Origin of the sequence: Pseudomonas sp. SWRI154, assembly GCF_014268645.1 — a bacterium.
In the GTDB taxonomy this organism is placed as follows: domain Bacteria; phylum Pseudomonadota; class Gammaproteobacteria; order Pseudomonadales; family Pseudomonadaceae; genus Aquipseudomonas; species Aquipseudomonas marvdashtae.
Window position 1 is genome coordinate 1 of record NZ_JABWQW010000012.1, and the last position, 15,351, is coordinate 15,351.

Below are 15,351 nucleotides of genomic sequence, written 5' to 3' on the forward strand. Positions count from 1 at the left end.
GACGAGTGGTGCCCAGGGGTTGCCAATCAAGTTTGTGACAAAGGCATTCTCTGTGGCGAGGGAGCTTGCTCCCGCTGGGCTGCGTAGCAGCCCCAAAAGCTTGGGACCGCTGCGCGCTGGAGCGCCAGCCCGGTCCAGCGGGAGCAAGCTCCCTCGCCACAAAAGCCCCCGGCCACAGCTGTTGTTCTCAGTGGAAGTCAGCGGCTCTGACGTTGTTGTAACAACAGGTTGCTGAACCCGCTGCCCGCCAATTGTTTCTGGGCCTTGGTCAGTTCCTCGCGATTGCTAAACGGCCCGACCAGCACCCTATACCAGGTCTCGTCTTTCACCGTGCCCGACTCCACCGACACGGATTGGCCCAGCAAAATGATCTGCGCCCGGACCTTGTCGGCGTCGGCTTCCTTGCGGAACGAGCCGGCCTGCAGGAAGAACTTCGTCACCGGCGCAGCCTTTTGCACGGGTGGGGCCGGTGGCGGCGTGATGCCGGCCAGCGCCGCCTGGGCACGGGCGGTGTCGATCTTCGCCGCCTCGGCCGGGGTCACTGGCGTAGTCGGCACTTGCGGCGTCGGCAGGGTTTTCTCCGGCACGGCGTCGGGCGGCACGATGACCTCCGATTCCGGCAGCAAGGTATAGAAGTCGTATTTCGGCTTCACCGGTTGCGTCGGGCTCGGCGGGGTCTTGTTCGCCTCGGCGATGCGCGTGGCTTTCTGTTGCTCCTGGCGGACGCGCTTGACGTCATCGCCCTGGCCCGGCTCCAGTTTCATCAGGAACACGATGAAAGCGCCAACGGTCAGGCCGATGGCCATCCACAGCCAGCCCGGAATCGGTTTCTTGGCTGGAGGCTGGTAACGACTGGCGCCGCGCTTGGGAGCAGGTTTTTTCTTGGCGGCCAACTTACATGCGCTCCAGCGTTTCCAGGCCCAGCAGTTCCAGGCCTTGCTTGAGGGTACGCCCGGTCAGCGCGGCGAGGCGCAGGCGGCTTTGCATCTGCGCGGGAGTTTCAGCACTCAGGATCGGGCAGTTCTCGTAGAAGCTGGAGAACAGGCCGGCAACGTCGTACAGGTAGGCGCACAGGGTGTGCGGCGTGCCCTTGTCGGCGACGTTGTTCAGTACTTCGCCGAACTGCGCCAGTTTCGCCGCCAGCTCCTGCTCCTGCGGGGCTTGGAGCACAATCTGGCCGTCCACTTCGTCGAAGCCTTTGCCGAGCTTGCGAAACACGCCCGCCACGCGGGTGTAGGCATACAGCAGGTACGGCGCGGTGTTGCCTTCGAAATTGAGCATCAGGTCGAAGTTGAAGCTGTAGTCGCTGGTGCGGTGCTTGGACAGGTCAGCGTATTTCACCGCGTCGATGCCGACGACCTTGGCGATCTTGCGCAGCTCGTCCTCGGCCAGTTCAGGATTCTTGCCCTTGACCAGGGTGTAGGCGCGGTCCTGAGCTTCGGTCAGCAGGTCGATCAGCTTCACCGTGCCGCCGTCGCGGGTCTTGAACGGACGACCGTCGGCGCCGTTCATGGTGCCGAAGCCCATGTGCTCCATCTCCATCGGATGGGGCACGAAGCCGGCCAGGCGCGCCACTTCGAATACCTGCTGGAAGTGCAGGGCCTGGCGCTGGTCGACGAAGTACAGCACGCGATCGGCCTTGAGCACACCGTTGCGGTAGCGCACGGCCGCCAGGTCGGTGGTGGCGTAGAGGTAACCGCCGTCGGCCTTGACGATGATCACTGGCAGCGGCTCGCCATCGGCGGTCTTGAACTGGTCGAGGAACACGCACTGGGCACCGTTGCTTTCCACCAGCATGCCCTTGGCCCTGAGATCGTTGACCACGTTGATCAGGTCATCGTTGTAGGCGCTTTCGCCCATCACGTCGGCCATGGTCAATTTGACGTTCAGCAGCTCGTAGATTTTCTGGCAATGGGACAAGGAGATGTCCTTGAACTTGGTCCACAGCGCCAGGCACTCGGCATCGCCGGCCTGCAGCTTGACCACCAGGCCACGGGCGCGGTCGGCAAACTCGGGGGACTCGTCGAAGCGTTGCTTGGCGGCGCGGTAGAAATTCTCCAGGTCCGACAGCTCGTCGCTGGTGATCGGATTTTCCTGCAGATAGGCCATCAGCATGCCGAACTGGGTGCCCCAGTCGCCGACATGGTTCTGGCGAATCACGGTATCGCCAAGGAACTCCAGGACCCGGGCCACGCCGTCGCCGATGATGGTCGAGCGCAGGTGGCCGACGTGCATCTCCTTGGCGAGGTTGGGCGCCGAGAGGTCAACCACGGTGCGCTGCAACGGGCCGGCCTTGCGCACGCCGAGGCGTTCGTCGGCCAGGGCCGCGTCCAGGCGCGAAGCCAGGGCCTGGGTGTTCTGGAAAAAATTGATGAAGCCGGGGCCGGCGATGTCCGCCTTGCTGACGTTCTCGTCGGCCGGCAGGGCCGCGATGATTTTCTCCGCCAGGTCCCGCGGCTTCATGCCGGCCGGTTTGGCGAGCATCATCGCGATGTTGCTGGCGAAGTCGCCGTGGGTCTTGTCGCGAGTGTTTTCGACCTGAATCGCCGGCGACAGGCCTTCTGGCAGCACACCTTCAGTGACGAGTTGGGTGATGGCTTGCTGGATGAGCTGGCGGATGGTGTCTTTCATGGTCTTCTCTTTCAACCGCAGGCGCGGCGGCGCTTCGATGCGCTGGTGGAAAAACTGGGCATTATCCGTGGCGCGGGCGAGCTTGCCAACTGTAGCGGGTCGGTTGGGTCCATGTGATGACTATTCTGGCTTCATCGCGCGCGGGCGATTGCCATCTAATACAAATCCACCGGGTCCACATCCAGCGACCAGCGCACCGCCCGCCCGCTGGGCAGTTGCTCCAGCACCAGCAACCAGGCACTCAACAGTCGATGCAGCGGCGCCCGGGCATTGGCTTGCAACAGAAGCTGGGCGCGATAACGCCCGGCCCGCCGCTCCATCGGAGCCGGGACCGGGCCCAATAGTTCGATGCCAGTGAGGCTCTGCTCCGCCAGCAAGCGCTCCGCCTCGCTGCACGCTTCGTCAAGGAAACCTTCCGCTTGCCCCGGTTTGTGAGCCTCGGCCCGCAGTAGCGCCAAGTGTGCGAAGGGTGGCAGCCCGGCGCTGCGTCGTTCGCTCAACGCCTGTTCGGCGAAGGCAAAATAACCCTGCTCGGTCAGTTGGATCAGCAGCGGATGGTCCGCCAGGTGGGTCTGGATAATGACCTTGCCCGGTTCCTCGGCTCGTCCGGCACGGCCCGCCACCTGGACGATCAACTGCGCCATGCGTTCGCTGGCACGGAAGTCCCCGGAAAACAGCCCGCCGTCGGCATCGAGGATCGACACCAGCGTCACCCGGGGGAAGTGATGCCCCTTGGCGAGCATCTGCGTGCCCACCAGAATGCATGGCTGGCCCTTCTGGATCGTGGCGAACAACTGATTCATCGCGTCTTTGCGCGAGGTGCTGTCGCGATCCACCCGCAGTACCGGGAAATCGGGGAAGAGTATGCCCAGCCGTTCCTCGGCGCGCTCGGTGCCGGCGCCCACCGGGCGCAGATCCACTTTCCCGCACTGTGGACAGTGCCTTGGCACGCGCTCGGCGTGCCCGCAATGGTGGCAGCGCAATTCGCCGTAGCGTTGGTGCACGGTCATTCGCGCGTCGCAGCGTTCACAACCGGACATCCAGCCGCAGTCGTGGCAGAGCAGGGTCGGGGCGAACCCCCGACGGTTGAGGAACACCAGGACCTGTTGCCCGGCGGCCAGGGTCTGGCCGATGGCTTGCTGCATCGGTCCGGAAATGCCGCTGTCCAGCGGACGACTCTTGACGTCCAGGCGCAGGAAGCGCGGTTGCTTGGCGCCGCCTGCCCGTTCGTTCAGGCGTAGCAGGCCGTAGCGACCGGTGTAGGCGTTGTGCAGGCTTTCCAGGGAGGGCGTGGCCGAACCGAGGACAATCGGGATGTTCTCTTGGCGGGCGCGCACCAGTGCCAGGTCGCGGGCGTGGTAGCGCAGGCCTTCCTGCTGTTTATAGGAGCCGTCGTGCTCTTCGTCGATGATGATCAGGCCAGGGTTTTTCATCGGCGTGAACAGGGCCGAGCGGGTGCCGATAATGATGTCGGCCTCGCCATCCCGGGCGGCGAGCCAGGCTTCCAGGCGCTCGCGGTCGTTGACCGCCGAGTGCACCAGCGCGATCCGTGCGTTGAACCGCTGCTCGAAGCGCGCCAGGGTTTGTGGCCCGAGGTTGATTTCCGGGATGAGCACCAGGGCTTGCTTGCCGGCTTCGAGAGTCTCGCGAATCAGTTGCAGGTAGACCTCGGTCTTGCCGCTGCCGGTCACGCCCGCCAACAGGAAGGCATGGTAACTATCGAAACCCGCGCGAATCGCTTCGCACGCGGCCCGCTGCTCGGCGTTGAGCGGCAGTTCCGGCTGGGCCAGCCAATGTTCATGGCGCGCGTCCGGGGCGTGCTTGCGCACTTCCACCTGGACCAGGCCCTTGGCCAACAACAGGTCGAGACTGTCTTTACTGAGCATCAACTTGCTCAGTAGCTGATGCGCCACGCCGTGGGGATGCTGGGCCAGGGTCGCCAGGGCCTCGCGCTGGCGCGGCGCGCGGGCAATCCGCGGATCGTCCAGCGCGGCACCGGGCGCTGCCGACCAGAATCGCGCCTGGCGCGCTTCGGCCGGTTCGCCCTGGCGCAACAGCACCGGCAGGGCCCAGCTCAGGGTGTCGCCCAGGCTGTGCTGATAATACTGAGAGGTCCACAGGCACAGCTTGAACAATGACGCGGGCAGCGGCGGCGTGGCATCAAGCAAGGCCAGCGCCGGCTTGAGCTTGTCGATCGGCACTTCGCTGTGATCGGTGACTTCCACCAGGATGCCGATCATTTCTCGCCGTCCGAATGGCACCCGCAGGCGCATGCCGGGCTGCAACTGGGCGCGCATGACCCCGGCCGGGGCACGGTAATCGAACAAGCGGCGCAGAGGCGATGGCAGGGCGAGGCGCAGGATGGCGTCGGGCACGCGGTGGACTCTCGATTAGGCAGCGGCGAAGAAGGCCGGGAGCCTAGCAGACGGTTGGTACAAGTTGTAGCTTGCGTGATTAATGTTGTCTGGTAGAATCCGCGGCCTAATTACGTGCGGTATTCAACAATAGTGTTGGGTGGCGGCACGCTAGCCTGAGGAAAACACCATGAAAACCGATATCCATCCGGACTACCCAGTTGTTGCCGTAACCTGCAGCTGCGGCAACAAGTTCGAAACGCGTTCGACCTACGGCAAAGCCCTGTCGATCGACGTTTGCAACGAATGCCACCCGTTCTACACCGGTAAGCAAAAAACTTTGGATACCGGCGGCCGTGTTCAGAAGTTCGCCGATCGTTTCGGTGCTTTCGGCAAAGCTGCTCCAAAAGCCTGAGGCTGATCATTTTGGATGGTCGTCTCGACTGGTCCAGACTGATGAAAAAGGCGTCCCTTGCGGGCGCCTTTTTTGTGTCTGCGATTTGGCTCTGCGGTGCCCAGGCGTCGTGTCCCTTGCAGGCCAGCGCGCCTGAGGTGGAGGTGCGGCGCGTGGTGGATGGCGACACCTTGTATCTCGAAGACGGTCGTCGCATCCGCATGATCGGTCTCAACAGCCCTGAGCTGGGCAAGCGCGGACGTGCCGATGAGCCGTTTGCCGTGGCGGCGCGCCAGCGACTCGAGGCCTTGGTGGCTGCCAGTGCTGGTCGTGTCAGGGTGTTGCCCGGCAAGGACGACCGGGACGACTACGGGCGCACGCTGGCCCACGTCTATGATCGTCAGGGCCGGAACCTGGAAGAACAGTTGATTGCCGAGGGATTGGGTTTCCTGGTTGCGGTTGCGCCGAACGTCGATCTGGTCGAGTGCCAGCAGGCGGCGGAGCGCCAGGCGCGGCAAGCCGGGCTGGGCCTGTGGAAGCAGTCCCCGGTGGTGCGAGCGGAGCGGGTCAGCGCACCTGGTTTCGTACTGACCAGTGGGCGTGTAGCCAGCGTGCAGCGCAATCGCGGCGGTATCTGGATTCAATTGCAGGGATCGGTTGTCCTGCATATCTCCCCGAGCATGCAGCGAAACTTCGATGCGTCGATGCTCAAGCGTCTGGAAGGTCGGAAAATCGAGGCGCGCGGTTGGGTCGTCGATCGTTCCCGGCGTGGTGCGGCCAAGCCTGGGCAGGCGCGGTGGATGCTGCCGTTGACTGATCCTGCGATGCTGCAGGCGTTACGCTGAGAAAAATAATTGTAGACATTCTGGTCTTTGATTGTATGCATCAATCCCTTGTGTTTCGTAGCTCTTGGCCCAAAGTCGTAGGGCAGGGCGCTTGACAGCAGTGACTGGTCAGTCTTGTAGGGACTTTGCGAGGCGCGTATCCTCGGCGGTCCGTCTGTCCAACACAGTAAAAAGCGGAATGCCCACATGTCTGATCTGAAAACTGCCGCTCTCGAATATCACGCTAATCCTCGTCCGGGAAAGCTGAGTGTCGAGCTCACCAAGGCCACCGCTACTGCCCGCGACCTGTCGCTGGCCTACAGCCCCGGCGTAGCCGAACCAGTACGCGAAATCGCTCGCGACCCTGAACTGGCCTACAAATACACCGGCAAGGGCAACCTGGTTGCAGTCATTTCCGATGGCACCGCAATTCTCGGCCTGGGTAACCTCGGCCCATTGGCCTCCAAGCCTGTGATGGAAGGCAAGGGCGTGCTGTTCAAGCGCTTTGCTGGCATCGACGTGTTCGACATCGAAGTCGACTCCGAAAGCCCACAAGCCTTCATCGACACCGTCAAGCGTATCTCCATCACCTTCGGTGGCATCAACCTGGAAGACATCAAGGCACCAGAGTGCTTTGAGATCGAGCGCGCCCTGATCGAACAGTGCGACATTCCGGTTTTCCACGACGACCAGCACGGTACCGCAATCGTCACCGCGGCCGGCATGATCAACGCCCTGGAAATCGCCGGCAAGACCCTGCCCGATGCCAAGATCGTCTGCCTGGGCGCCGGCGCCGCGGCCATTTCCTGCATGAAATTGCTGGTGAGCATGGGTGCCAAGATCGAAAACATCTTCATGGTCGACCGTACCGGTGTAATCCACTCCGGTCGTGACGACCTGAACCAGTACAAGGCCGTGTTTGCCCACGCGACCGACAAGCGCTCCCTGGCGGACGCGCTGGACGGTGCCGACGTTTTCGTTGGCCTGTCGGGTCCTAACCTGCTGAGCCCGGAAAACCTGCTGCGCATGGCGCCGAATCCGATCGTGTTCGCCTGTTCGAATCCAGACCCGGAAATCTCCCCGGAGCTGGCTCACGCGACCCGCAACGACGTAATCATGGCCACCGGCCGTTCGGACTACCCGAACCAGGTCAACAACGTCCTGGGCTTCCCGTTCATCTTCCGTGGTGCCCTGGACGTTCGCGCCAAGCGCATCAACGAAGAGATGAAAGTCGCGGCCGCCAACGCCCTGCGCGAACTGGCCAAGCTGCCGGTGCCCCAGGAAGTGTGCGACGCCTACGGCGGCATCAAGCTGGAGTTCGGTCGTGAGTACATCATTCCGAAACCAATGGACGCCCGTCTGATCACCCTGATCTCCGACGCCGTGGCCAAGGCCGCGATCGAGACCGGCGTGGCGACCCTGCCGTATCCGAAGAACTACCCGCTCAAGAGCGTGGATGACGTGTTTAACGGTTAACGGCAGCCCGCCCATAAAAAACCCTGGCCTGAACAGCCAGGGTTTTTTTATGGGCTTCAAGCTTCAAGCTTCAAGCGGCAAGTTAAAAGCAGCACGTACTGCTCTTGCTCTTGCCCTTAACTTGAAGCTTGCAGCTTGAAGCTTACCGCTGCTTTCCTAGAACAAATCGATCGGCGCCGCTTCGTCCGCTGGCAGAGGGCTGCCCGGCGCTACACCGTTGCCCAGCTCGTTGGCCGACGGCGGCGTGTCTTCGCTCTTGAACAGCTCGAAGTACGCCCCCGGAGTGCCTGGCGTAGCGGCACGGCCGCTGACCGGGTCGACCCGCAGGCTGAGGATGCCTTCCGGTTCCGGCTGGGTGTGCGGCGGCTTGTCCTTGAGGGCGGCGCCCATGTAGGTCATCCAGATCGGCAGCGCCACGGTGCCGCCAAACTCGCGGCGACCCAGGCTCTCGGGCTGGTCGAAACCGGTCCAGACGGTGGTGACGTAATCGGCGTTGTAGCCGGAGAACCAGGCGTCCTTGGATTCGTTTGTGGTACCGGTCTTGCCTGCCAGGTCGGTACGACCCAGCGCCAGGGCGCGACGACCGGTGCCGAGCTTGATGACGTCCTGCAGCATGCTGTTGAGGATGTAGGTGGTGCGGCCGTCAACAATGCGCTCGGCGATGGCTGGCGCTTGGGGGACGGCGGGGGCGGTGGTGGCTTCGCCTGCCACCGGATTGACCGTGAACGTCTCGGTGGACGGCACCGCGACACCCTCGCTGGCCTCTTCGCCGGAGGGCACCCGTGGCGGATTGGCGACAAACAGGGTGTCGCCATTGCGGCTTTCGATCTTGTCGATGATGTACGGGGTGATCTTGTAGCCGCCGTTGGCGAACGTGCTCCAGCCCGTAGCAATTTCCATTGGCGTCAGGGTCGCGGTGCCGAGGGCCAGGGACAGGTTGCGTGGCAGGTCCTGCTTGTTGAAGCCGAACTTGCTGATGTAGTCGATGGTGCGGTCCACGCCCAGCGCCTGCAACAGGCGGATCGATACCAGGTTACGTGACTTGTACAGGGCTTCGCGCAGGCGAATCGGCCCGAGGAAGGTGTTGGTGTCGTTTTTCGGACGCCATACCTTGTCCAGATACTCGTCGACAAACACGATTGGCGCATCGTTGACCAGGCTGGCGGCGGTGTAGCCGTTATCCAGTGCGGCGCTGTAGACAAACGGCTTGAAACTCGAGCCTGGTTGACGCTTGGCCTGCAACGCACGGTTGTAGTTGCTCTGCTCGAAGGCAAAACCACCCACCAGGGAGCGGATGGCGCCGTTCTGCGGATCAAGCGAAACCAACGCGCCTTGGGCGGCGGGAATCTGGCTGAATTTAAGGGAATTGTCCGGCTGGCGCTGCACGCGGATCAGATCGCCGACCTGGGCAACGTCCGCGGGCTGGCGAGGATTGGCCCCCATGCTGTTGGTATTGAGGAACTGGCGGGCCCATTTCATGGTGTCCCAGGCCACGTGCTCTTCCGATTCGCCATTGCGCGTCAGCACCTTGATGCCGTCCTTGTCGACTTGGGTGACGATGGCCGGTTCCAGGCTGCTGATGGTGCGTTGCTTGGTCAGCTCAAGGGCCCAGGCTTCCTTGGTCTTGCCCGGCAGGCGCGATTCAGGACCCCGGTAGCCGTGGCGCTGGTCGTAAGTCATCAGGCCTTCATGCAGCGCGGTATTGGCCATTTCCTGCAGATTGCTCGGGACCGTGGTGGTCACGCGAAAACCTTCGGTGTAGGCGTCGCTGCCATAGCGACCGACCATCTCGGCCCGGGCCATTTCGGCGATGTACGGGGCGTTCACTTCAGGTGTCGGCACGTGATAGCTGGCGTTCAACGGCTCGTTGATCGCGGCGGTGTAGTCGGCTTCGCTGATTTTTCCGAGCTTGTACATGCGTCCCAGGATCCAGTCGCGGCGCTCTTTGCTTCGTGTCGGGTTGGCCAGGGGGTTGAAGCGCGACGGAGCCTTGGGCAGGCCGGCGATCATCGCCATCTGCGCCAGGCTGACGTCGCGAATCGACTTGCCGTAATACACCTGTGCCGCCGCCTCGATGCCGTAGGCGCGGTTGCCCAGGTAAATCTTGTTCACGTACAGCTCGAGGATTTCGTCCTTGGTCAGTTGCCGCTCGATTTGCAGGGCCAGGAGAATCTCGGTGGTCTTGCGCGAAAAGCTGCGCTCGCTGGTCAAGAAGAAGTTCTTGGCCACCTGCATGGTGATGGTGCTGCCGCCCGACTGGATATGACCACTCTTGATCAATTGGCTGGCCGCGCGCATCAGGCTGCCTGGATCGACACCATAGTGATTGGCGAAGTTGTCGTCTTCAGCACTTAGTAACGCATTGATGAAATTGGGGGGAATGTCGGCGAAACGGATCGGCGTGCGGCGCATTTCGCCAAACTCGGCGATCAACTTGTTGTCGCTGCTGTACACCCGCAAAGGAATCTGCAACTGAATACTTCTCAGCGCCTCCACGGACGGCAATCCCGGACTAAGGTAAAGAAACGCACCGCTCAGACCCAGCAGCAGTCCGCAGAAAACGGCGACGATGGACCATCCGAAAAATTTCAGCAGACGAATCAAGGCTTTTGGATATCCAGGCAAAGAATGAAAAAGGCGCCAGGTGCAGGGAAGGACCCGTGCTTGCAACAAAGCGAAAAAAAAACGCTGGGCATTATAAGCATTTTTTTTCGTCGTAAACGCCATCCGGACGTCCATCGGACCGGGGGGATTGAACGCAACGCATATTAGAGAGTCCGTAACTCACGGATAGTCATAGGGAATTGGTAGTGCTACGACTCTTCAATAAAAAAGCCCATGCGCTTCTGGGGATCGACATCAGCTCGACGTCGGTGAAGCTGCTCGAATTGAGTCGCCAGGGGGACCGTTACCGCGTCGAGTCGTATGCGGTCGAACCGTTGCCTGCCAACGCGGTGGTTGAAAAGAACATTGCCGAGCTCGAAGGCGTGGGACAGGCGTTGTCGCGGGTACTGGCCAAGGCCAAGACGCCCTTGCGCAACGTGGCGGTGGCCGTTGCGGGCTCGGCGGTCATCACCAAGACCATCGAGATGGACGCCGGGCTGTCCGACGACGACATGGAAAACCAGCTCAAGATCGAAGCCGACCAGTACATCCCCTATCCCTTGGATGAGGTGGCGATCGATTTCGAAGTGGTGGGTGCATCGCCCCGCAGCACCGAACGGGTCGAAGTGCTGCTGGCGGCGTGTCGCAAGGAAAACGTCGAGGTTCGCGAGGCCGCATTGGCGCTCGCCGGGCTGACCGCTCGCGTGGTTGACGTGGAAGCCTACGCGCTGGAGCGCGCCTTCGGCCTGCTCGCAACGCAGTTGGCCGCGTCCCAGGAGCGCCTGACCGTGGCGGTGATCGACATCGGTGCCACGATGACCACGCTCAGCGTGCTACACAATGGCCGCATCATTTATACCCGGGAACAACTGTTTGGTGGCCGCCAGCTGACTGAGGAAATCCAGCGCCGCTATGGCCTGACCCCCGAGCAGGCCGGTCTGGCGAAAAAACAGGGCGGCTTGCCGGACGACTATCTCGGCGAGGTGCTGCAACCGTTTCGCGAAGCGCTGGTCCAGCAGGTGTCGCGCTCCTTGCAGTTCTTCTTCGCTTCGGGCCAGTACAGCGCGGTGGATCACATTCTGCTGGCCGGTGGCACGGCGTCGGTTGCGGGCCTGGATCGGCTGATCGAACAGCGCTTGGGCACACCGACCCAGGTGGCCAACCCGTTCACCAACATGGCCTTGAGCAGCAAGGTCAATGCGGGCGCCCTGGCCAGTGACGCGCCGGCGCTGATGATCGCCTGCGGGCTGGCCCTCAGGAGTTTCGACTGATGGCGCGGATCAACCTTCTACCCTGGCGGGAAGAGCTGCGCGAAGAGCGTCGCAAACGCTTTTTACTGGCGCTGGCGGGGGCACTGGTCGGCGCGGTGGGGCTGACGCTGGTTGCGGTGCAGTACCTGAACAGCGCCATCGACTATCAAACGGCGCGTAACGGCCACATCACCGAGCAGATTGCGATACTCGACGAACGCATCCAGCAGATCAGCGAACTCAAGGCTCGTCGCCAGCAACTGCTGGAGCGCATGCGCATCATCCAGGACTTGCAGGGTAACCGACCGGTCAGCGCGCGCATTTTCGACCAACTGGCGCGGACCTTGCCGGACGGCGTGTATTTCACCGAGGTTAAGATGGAGGAGGGCACACTCTCCATCAAGGGCGCGGCGCAGTCCAACAACCGCGTCTCGGACCTGATGCGCAACCTGGACTCATCGGACCTGTTCGACGCGCCCAGCCTGACGGAAGTCAAGGCCACCACGGCAGGCCAGCTTGACCAGGCGAACGTTTTCCAGCTGACGGTTCGCCAGACCCGCCCGGCCGATGCGGAGGACGCCCAATGAAGCCGGGAGAGTGGCTGGACGCGCTGCGCAAGATCGATATCAGTGACCTGGATACCAACAACGTCGGTTCGTGGCCCATGGCGGTCAAGTGGCTGGCCGGCATCCTGTTGGTCATCCTGGTGCTGGGACTGGGCTATAACTTTGCTTTGAGCGACCTGCAAACCCAGCTGCAGCAGGTGCGCGAGGAAGAAAATACTCTCAAGGCGCAATTTGCCGGCAAGGCCCACATGGCGGCGAACCTGGAGCGCTACACCGAACAGATGAAGCAGATGGAAACGTCCTTCGGCGTGCTGTTGCGGCAACTGCCCAGTGATACCGAGGTGCCGGGCCTGTTGGAAGACATCACCCGCACGGGCCTGGGCAGCGGCTTGGAGTTCGAGGAAATCAAGCTGTTGCCGGAAGTCACCCAGCCGTTCTACATCGAGTTGCCGATCCAGATCACCGTGACGGGCGGCTACCATGACCTGGCGACTTTCGTCAGCGGTGTGGCCGGGTTGCCCCGGATCGTCACCCTGCACGATTTCGAAATCGCACCGATGGAGCCCGAAGCAGGGGCGAAGCTGCGCATGAGCATCCAGGCCAAGACCTATCGGTACAACGAGCAGGAGGCCCAGCCATGAGGTCGACCTGTCGCATGAGCCTGCTGGCCGGGTTGCTCGCGTTGGCTGGTTGCAACAACGGCGACGGTTTCAGCGACCTGGACGCCTACATGAACGAGGTGCGCCTGCGCCCGCCCGGGAAGATAGAACCCACGCCGACCTTCAGGCCTAACGAAACCTTTACCTACAGCGCCGCCAATCTGCGTAGCCCGTTCTCCCAGCAGGTGCGCGTGGACCAGGCCGGCCGACAACAGGGCTCGCGCAACGTGCGGCCCGACCCCAATCGAGCCAAGCAGTACCTGGAAGGCTTCAACATCGAGCAGTTTGAAATGGTCGGGACGATCTCCAATGCCAGTGGCTCCTTTGCGCTCTTGCGCGGCGCGGGTGGGGTGCATCGGTTGAAGGTCGGTGACTATCTGGGGCGCAACGACGGACGGATCGTCGCCATCAGCGCCACCCAGGTCGATGTGGTCGAAATCGTTCCTGACGGCGAAGGTGCCTGGCTGGAGCGGCCGCGGACCATTCCTTTGAAAGAGCACTCATAGTGGAATTCGAACAATGAACAGGATTTTTCCAGCCCTCGGTATTTCGCTATGGATAGCGCTGCTGTCGCCGATGGTTCATGGAGCCAGCCTGAAGGCGCTCGATGTCGCGACGTTGCCGGGTGACCGTACCGAGCTGAAGCTCGCCTTCGACGGGCCACCACCGACGCCGCGAGGCTATACCACTGAACAACCGGCCCGTATCGCGCTGGACCTGCCCGGCGTGACCAGTAAATTAGCCAGCAAGAGCCGTGACCTTGGGGCAGGCAATGCGCGCAGCGCCACGGTGGTAGAGGCGGGCGAGCGAACCCGGTTGATCATCGGCCTTACGCAATTGGCGCCTTATGACACGCGAATCGAGGGTAACAACCTGTTCGTGGTGGTCGGCAAGGGCGCGGCTGCCAGGACCTCCGCGCAACCCCCGCGCCCGGCAATCGCCAGCCCGGCGCCCGCCAGGGCCAGCGCCCCGGTGGGCAAAGCCATCAGGGGGGTGGATTTCCAGCGTGGCACCCAGGGTGAAGGCAATGTAGTGATCGACCTGTCGGACCCTTCCATCGCTCCCGACATCCAGGAGCGCGAAGGCAAGATCATCCTCAATTTTGCCAGGACGCAATTGCCCGAACCGTTGAGGGTGCGCCTGGACGTCAAGGACTTCGCTACCCCGGTGCAATTCGTCAACGCCAGCGCTGGCGCCGATCGCGCCACCATCAGCATCGAGCCCAGCGGCACGTTCGACTATTCGACCTACCAGACCGACAACAAGCTGACCGTCAGTGTCCGGCCAATGACCGTCGAGGACCTGCAAAAACGCAACACCGATCGTGCCGCCTATAACGGCGAAAAGTTGTCTCTCAACTTCCAGGACATTGAAGTGCGCTCGGTGCTGCAGTTGATCGCCGACTTCACCAACCTGAACCTGGTGGCCAGCGACACGGTGCAGGGCGGGATCACCCTGCGCTTGCAGAACGTACCTTGGGACCAAGCGTTGGACCTTGTGCTCAAGACCAAGGGGCTGGACAAGCGCATGGTTGGCAATGTGCTGCTGGTGGCGCCAGCGGATGAGATTGCGGCACGCGAGCGCCAGGAGCTGGAATCCCAGAAGCAGATTGCCGACCTGGCGCCGCTGCGGCGCGAGCTGTTGCAGGTCAACTATGCGAAGGCGGCCGACATTGCCAAGCTGTTCCAGTCGGTTACCAGTGCCGAGGCGAAGGCGGACGAGCGGGGCACGATCACGGTCGATGAGCGGACCAACAACATCATTGCCTACCAGACCCAGGACCGGCTCGACGAGCTGCGCCGGATCGTGGCGCAACTGGACATCCCGGTGCGCCAGGTGATGATCGAGGCGCGGATCGTCGAGGCCAACGTCGATTACGACAAAAGCCTGGGCGTGCGTTGGGGCGGCTCGATCCAGAACAAGGGCAACTGGAATTCTTCCGGCGTCTCCACCGGTGACTCCACGACCATTGGCACGCCGGGCAGCACCAGCACCAACCAGCCGTTCGTCGACCTGGGTGCGTCGGGCAATACTTCGGGAATCGGAATCGCGTTCATCACCGACAACGTGCTGCTGGATCTGGAGCTGACGGCCATGGAAAAGACCGGCAATGGGGAAATCGTCTCCCAGCCCAAAGTGGTGACCTCCGACAAGGAGACCGCGAAAATCCTCAAGGGCACCGAAATTCCCTACCAGGAAGCCAGCTCCAGCGGCGCCACCTCGGTGTCGTTCAAGGAAGCCTCGCTATCGCTGGAAGTCACGCCGCAGATCACCCCGGACAACCGAATCATCATGGAGGTCAAGGTCACCAAGGATGAGCCGGACTACTTGAACAAGGTCCAGGATGTACCGCCGATCAAGAAAAACGAGGTCAACGCCAAGGTGCTGGTCAATGATGGCGAGACCATTGTGATTGGCGGGGTTTTCTCAAATACTCAGAGCAAGGTCGTAGATAAGGTGCCATTTCTTGGCGATGTGCCGTATCTTGGCCGGCTTTTCCGGCGTGATGTGGTTTCGGAGAAAAAATCCGAGCTGCTGGTGTTTCTCACTCCGCGTATCATGAACAACCAGGCGATTGCTGTGAGTCGTTGAT

The 15,351-nt window shown here is 62.1% G+C and carries 12 protein-coding genes; 8 read left to right on the forward strand and 4 right to left on the reverse strand.

The window, feature by feature from the left end:
- Positions 1-197: 197 nt before the first annotated feature.
- From HU806_RS12935 to HU806_RS12945, 3 genes are all read right to left on the reverse strand, one after another.
- Entirely contained in the window at positions 198-893 is a 696-nt protein-coding gene (locus HU806_RS12935) for an SPOR domain-containing protein (protein ID WP_003196959.1), read from the reverse strand.
- 1 nt (position 894) lies between these two features.
- Positions 895-2,631 (reverse strand): arginine--tRNA ligase, encoded by a 1,737-nt coding sequence (gene argS, locus HU806_RS12940; RefSeq protein ID WP_186611743.1) that lies wholly within the window; start codon positions 2,629-2,631, stop codon positions 895-897.
- Between the two features lie 155 nt (positions 2,632-2,786).
- The gene (locus HU806_RS12945) at positions 2,787-5,006 is read right to left on the reverse strand and encodes a primosomal protein N' (RefSeq protein WP_186611744.1); all 2,220 of its coding nucleotides are present in this window, start codon (positions 5,004-5,006) and stop codon (positions 2,787-2,789) included.
- Positions 5,007-5,175: 169 nt separating this feature from the next.
- Between HU806_RS12945 and rpmE the strand changes: the two genes are divergently transcribed.
- From rpmE to HU806_RS12960, 3 genes are all read left to right on the forward strand, one after another.
- Complete coding sequence (gene rpmE / locus HU806_RS12950) at positions 5,176-5,400, forward strand: 50S ribosomal protein L31 (protein WP_186611745.1); 225 nt, start codon at positions 5,176-5,178, stop codon at positions 5,398-5,400.
- 41 nt (positions 5,401-5,441) lie between these two features.
- Positions 5,442-6,224: a thermonuclease family protein gene (locus HU806_RS12955; RefSeq protein ID WP_186611746.1), complete on the forward strand. Its 783-nt coding sequence runs from the start codon at positions 5,442-5,444 to the stop codon at positions 6,222-6,224.
- 186 nt (positions 6,225-6,410) lie between these two features.
- Complete coding sequence (locus HU806_RS12960; protein ID WP_186611747.1) at positions 6,411-7,679, forward strand: malic enzyme-like NAD(P)-binding protein; 1,269 nt, start codon at positions 6,411-6,413, stop codon at positions 7,677-7,679.
- Positions 7,680-7,835: 156 nt separating this feature from the next.
- Here HU806_RS12960 and HU806_RS12965 read toward each other — a convergent pair whose 3' ends face one another.
- Positions 7,836-10,280 carry a penicillin-binding protein 1A gene (locus HU806_RS12965; protein WP_527251149.1) on the reverse strand — a complete coding sequence of 815 codons (2,445 nt, stop codon included), beginning with the start codon at positions 10,278-10,280 and terminating at the stop codon, positions 7,836-7,838.
- Between the two features lie 209 nt (positions 10,281-10,489).
- On the opposite strand from HU806_RS12965, the gene pilM reads away from it, so the two are divergent.
- The 5 genes from pilM to HU806_RS12990 are packed head-to-tail and all read left to right on the forward strand — an operon-like array spanning position 10,490 to position 15,350.
- Positions 10,490-11,554, forward strand: coding sequence for a type IV pilus assembly protein PilM (gene pilM / locus HU806_RS12970; RefSeq protein ID WP_186611749.1), 1,065 nt, complete (start codon positions 10,490-10,492; stop codon positions 11,552-11,554).
- Positions 11,554-12,120, forward strand: coding sequence for a PilN domain-containing protein (locus tag HU806_RS12975; RefSeq protein WP_186611750.1), 567 nt, complete (start codon positions 11,554-11,556; stop codon positions 12,118-12,120). Before pilM ends, HU806_RS12975 begins: the two co-directional genes overlap by 1 nt.
- Positions 12,117-12,740 (forward strand): type 4a pilus biogenesis protein PilO, encoded by a 624-nt coding sequence (gene pilO, locus HU806_RS12980; RefSeq protein ID WP_186611751.1) that lies wholly within the window; start codon positions 12,117-12,119, stop codon positions 12,738-12,740. Before HU806_RS12975 ends, pilO begins: the two co-directional genes overlap by 4 nt.
- Before the next feature lie 14 nt (positions 12,741-12,754).
- A complete protein-coding gene (locus HU806_RS12985) occupies positions 12,755-13,264 on the forward strand; it encodes a pilus assembly protein PilP (RefSeq protein ID WP_527251150.1) in 510 nt (169 codons plus the stop codon).
- A gap of 13 nt (positions 13,265-13,277) precedes the next feature.
- Complete coding sequence (locus HU806_RS12990) at positions 13,278-15,350, forward strand: type IV pilus secretin PilQ (RefSeq protein WP_186611753.1); 2,073 nt, start codon at positions 13,278-13,280, stop codon at positions 15,348-15,350.
- Position 15,351: the final 1 nt, after the last annotated feature.

Coding starts and splice junctions, on each gene's coding strand:
- argS (WP_186611743.1), bottom strand. CDS start 2,631: ATGAAAGACACCATCCGCCAGCTCATCCAGCAAGCCATCACCCAACTC.
- pilO (WP_186611751.1), top strand. CDS start 12,117: ATGAAGCCGGGAGAGTGGCTGGACGCGCTGCGCAAGATCGATATCAGT.
- HU806_RS12985 (WP_527251150.1), top strand. CDS start 12,755: ATGAGCCTGCTGGCCGGGTTGCTCGCGTTGGCTGGTTGCAACAACGGC.
- HU806_RS12975 (WP_186611750.1), top strand. CDS start 11,554: ATGGCGCGGATCAACCTTCTACCCTGGCGGGAAGAGCTGCGCGAAGAG.
- rpmE (WP_186611745.1), top strand. CDS start 5,176: ATGAAAACCGATATCCATCCGGACTACCCAGTTGTTGCCGTAACCTGC.
- HU806_RS12955 (WP_186611746.1), top strand. CDS start 5,442: ATGAAAAAGGCGTCCCTTGCGGGCGCCTTTTTTGTGTCTGCGATTTGG.
- HU806_RS12990 (WP_186611753.1), top strand. CDS start 13,278: ATGAACAGGATTTTTCCAGCCCTCGGTATTTCGCTATGGATAGCGCTG.
- HU806_RS12960 (WP_186611747.1), top strand. CDS start 6,411: ATGTCTGATCTGAAAACTGCCGCTCTCGAATATCACGCTAATCCTCGT.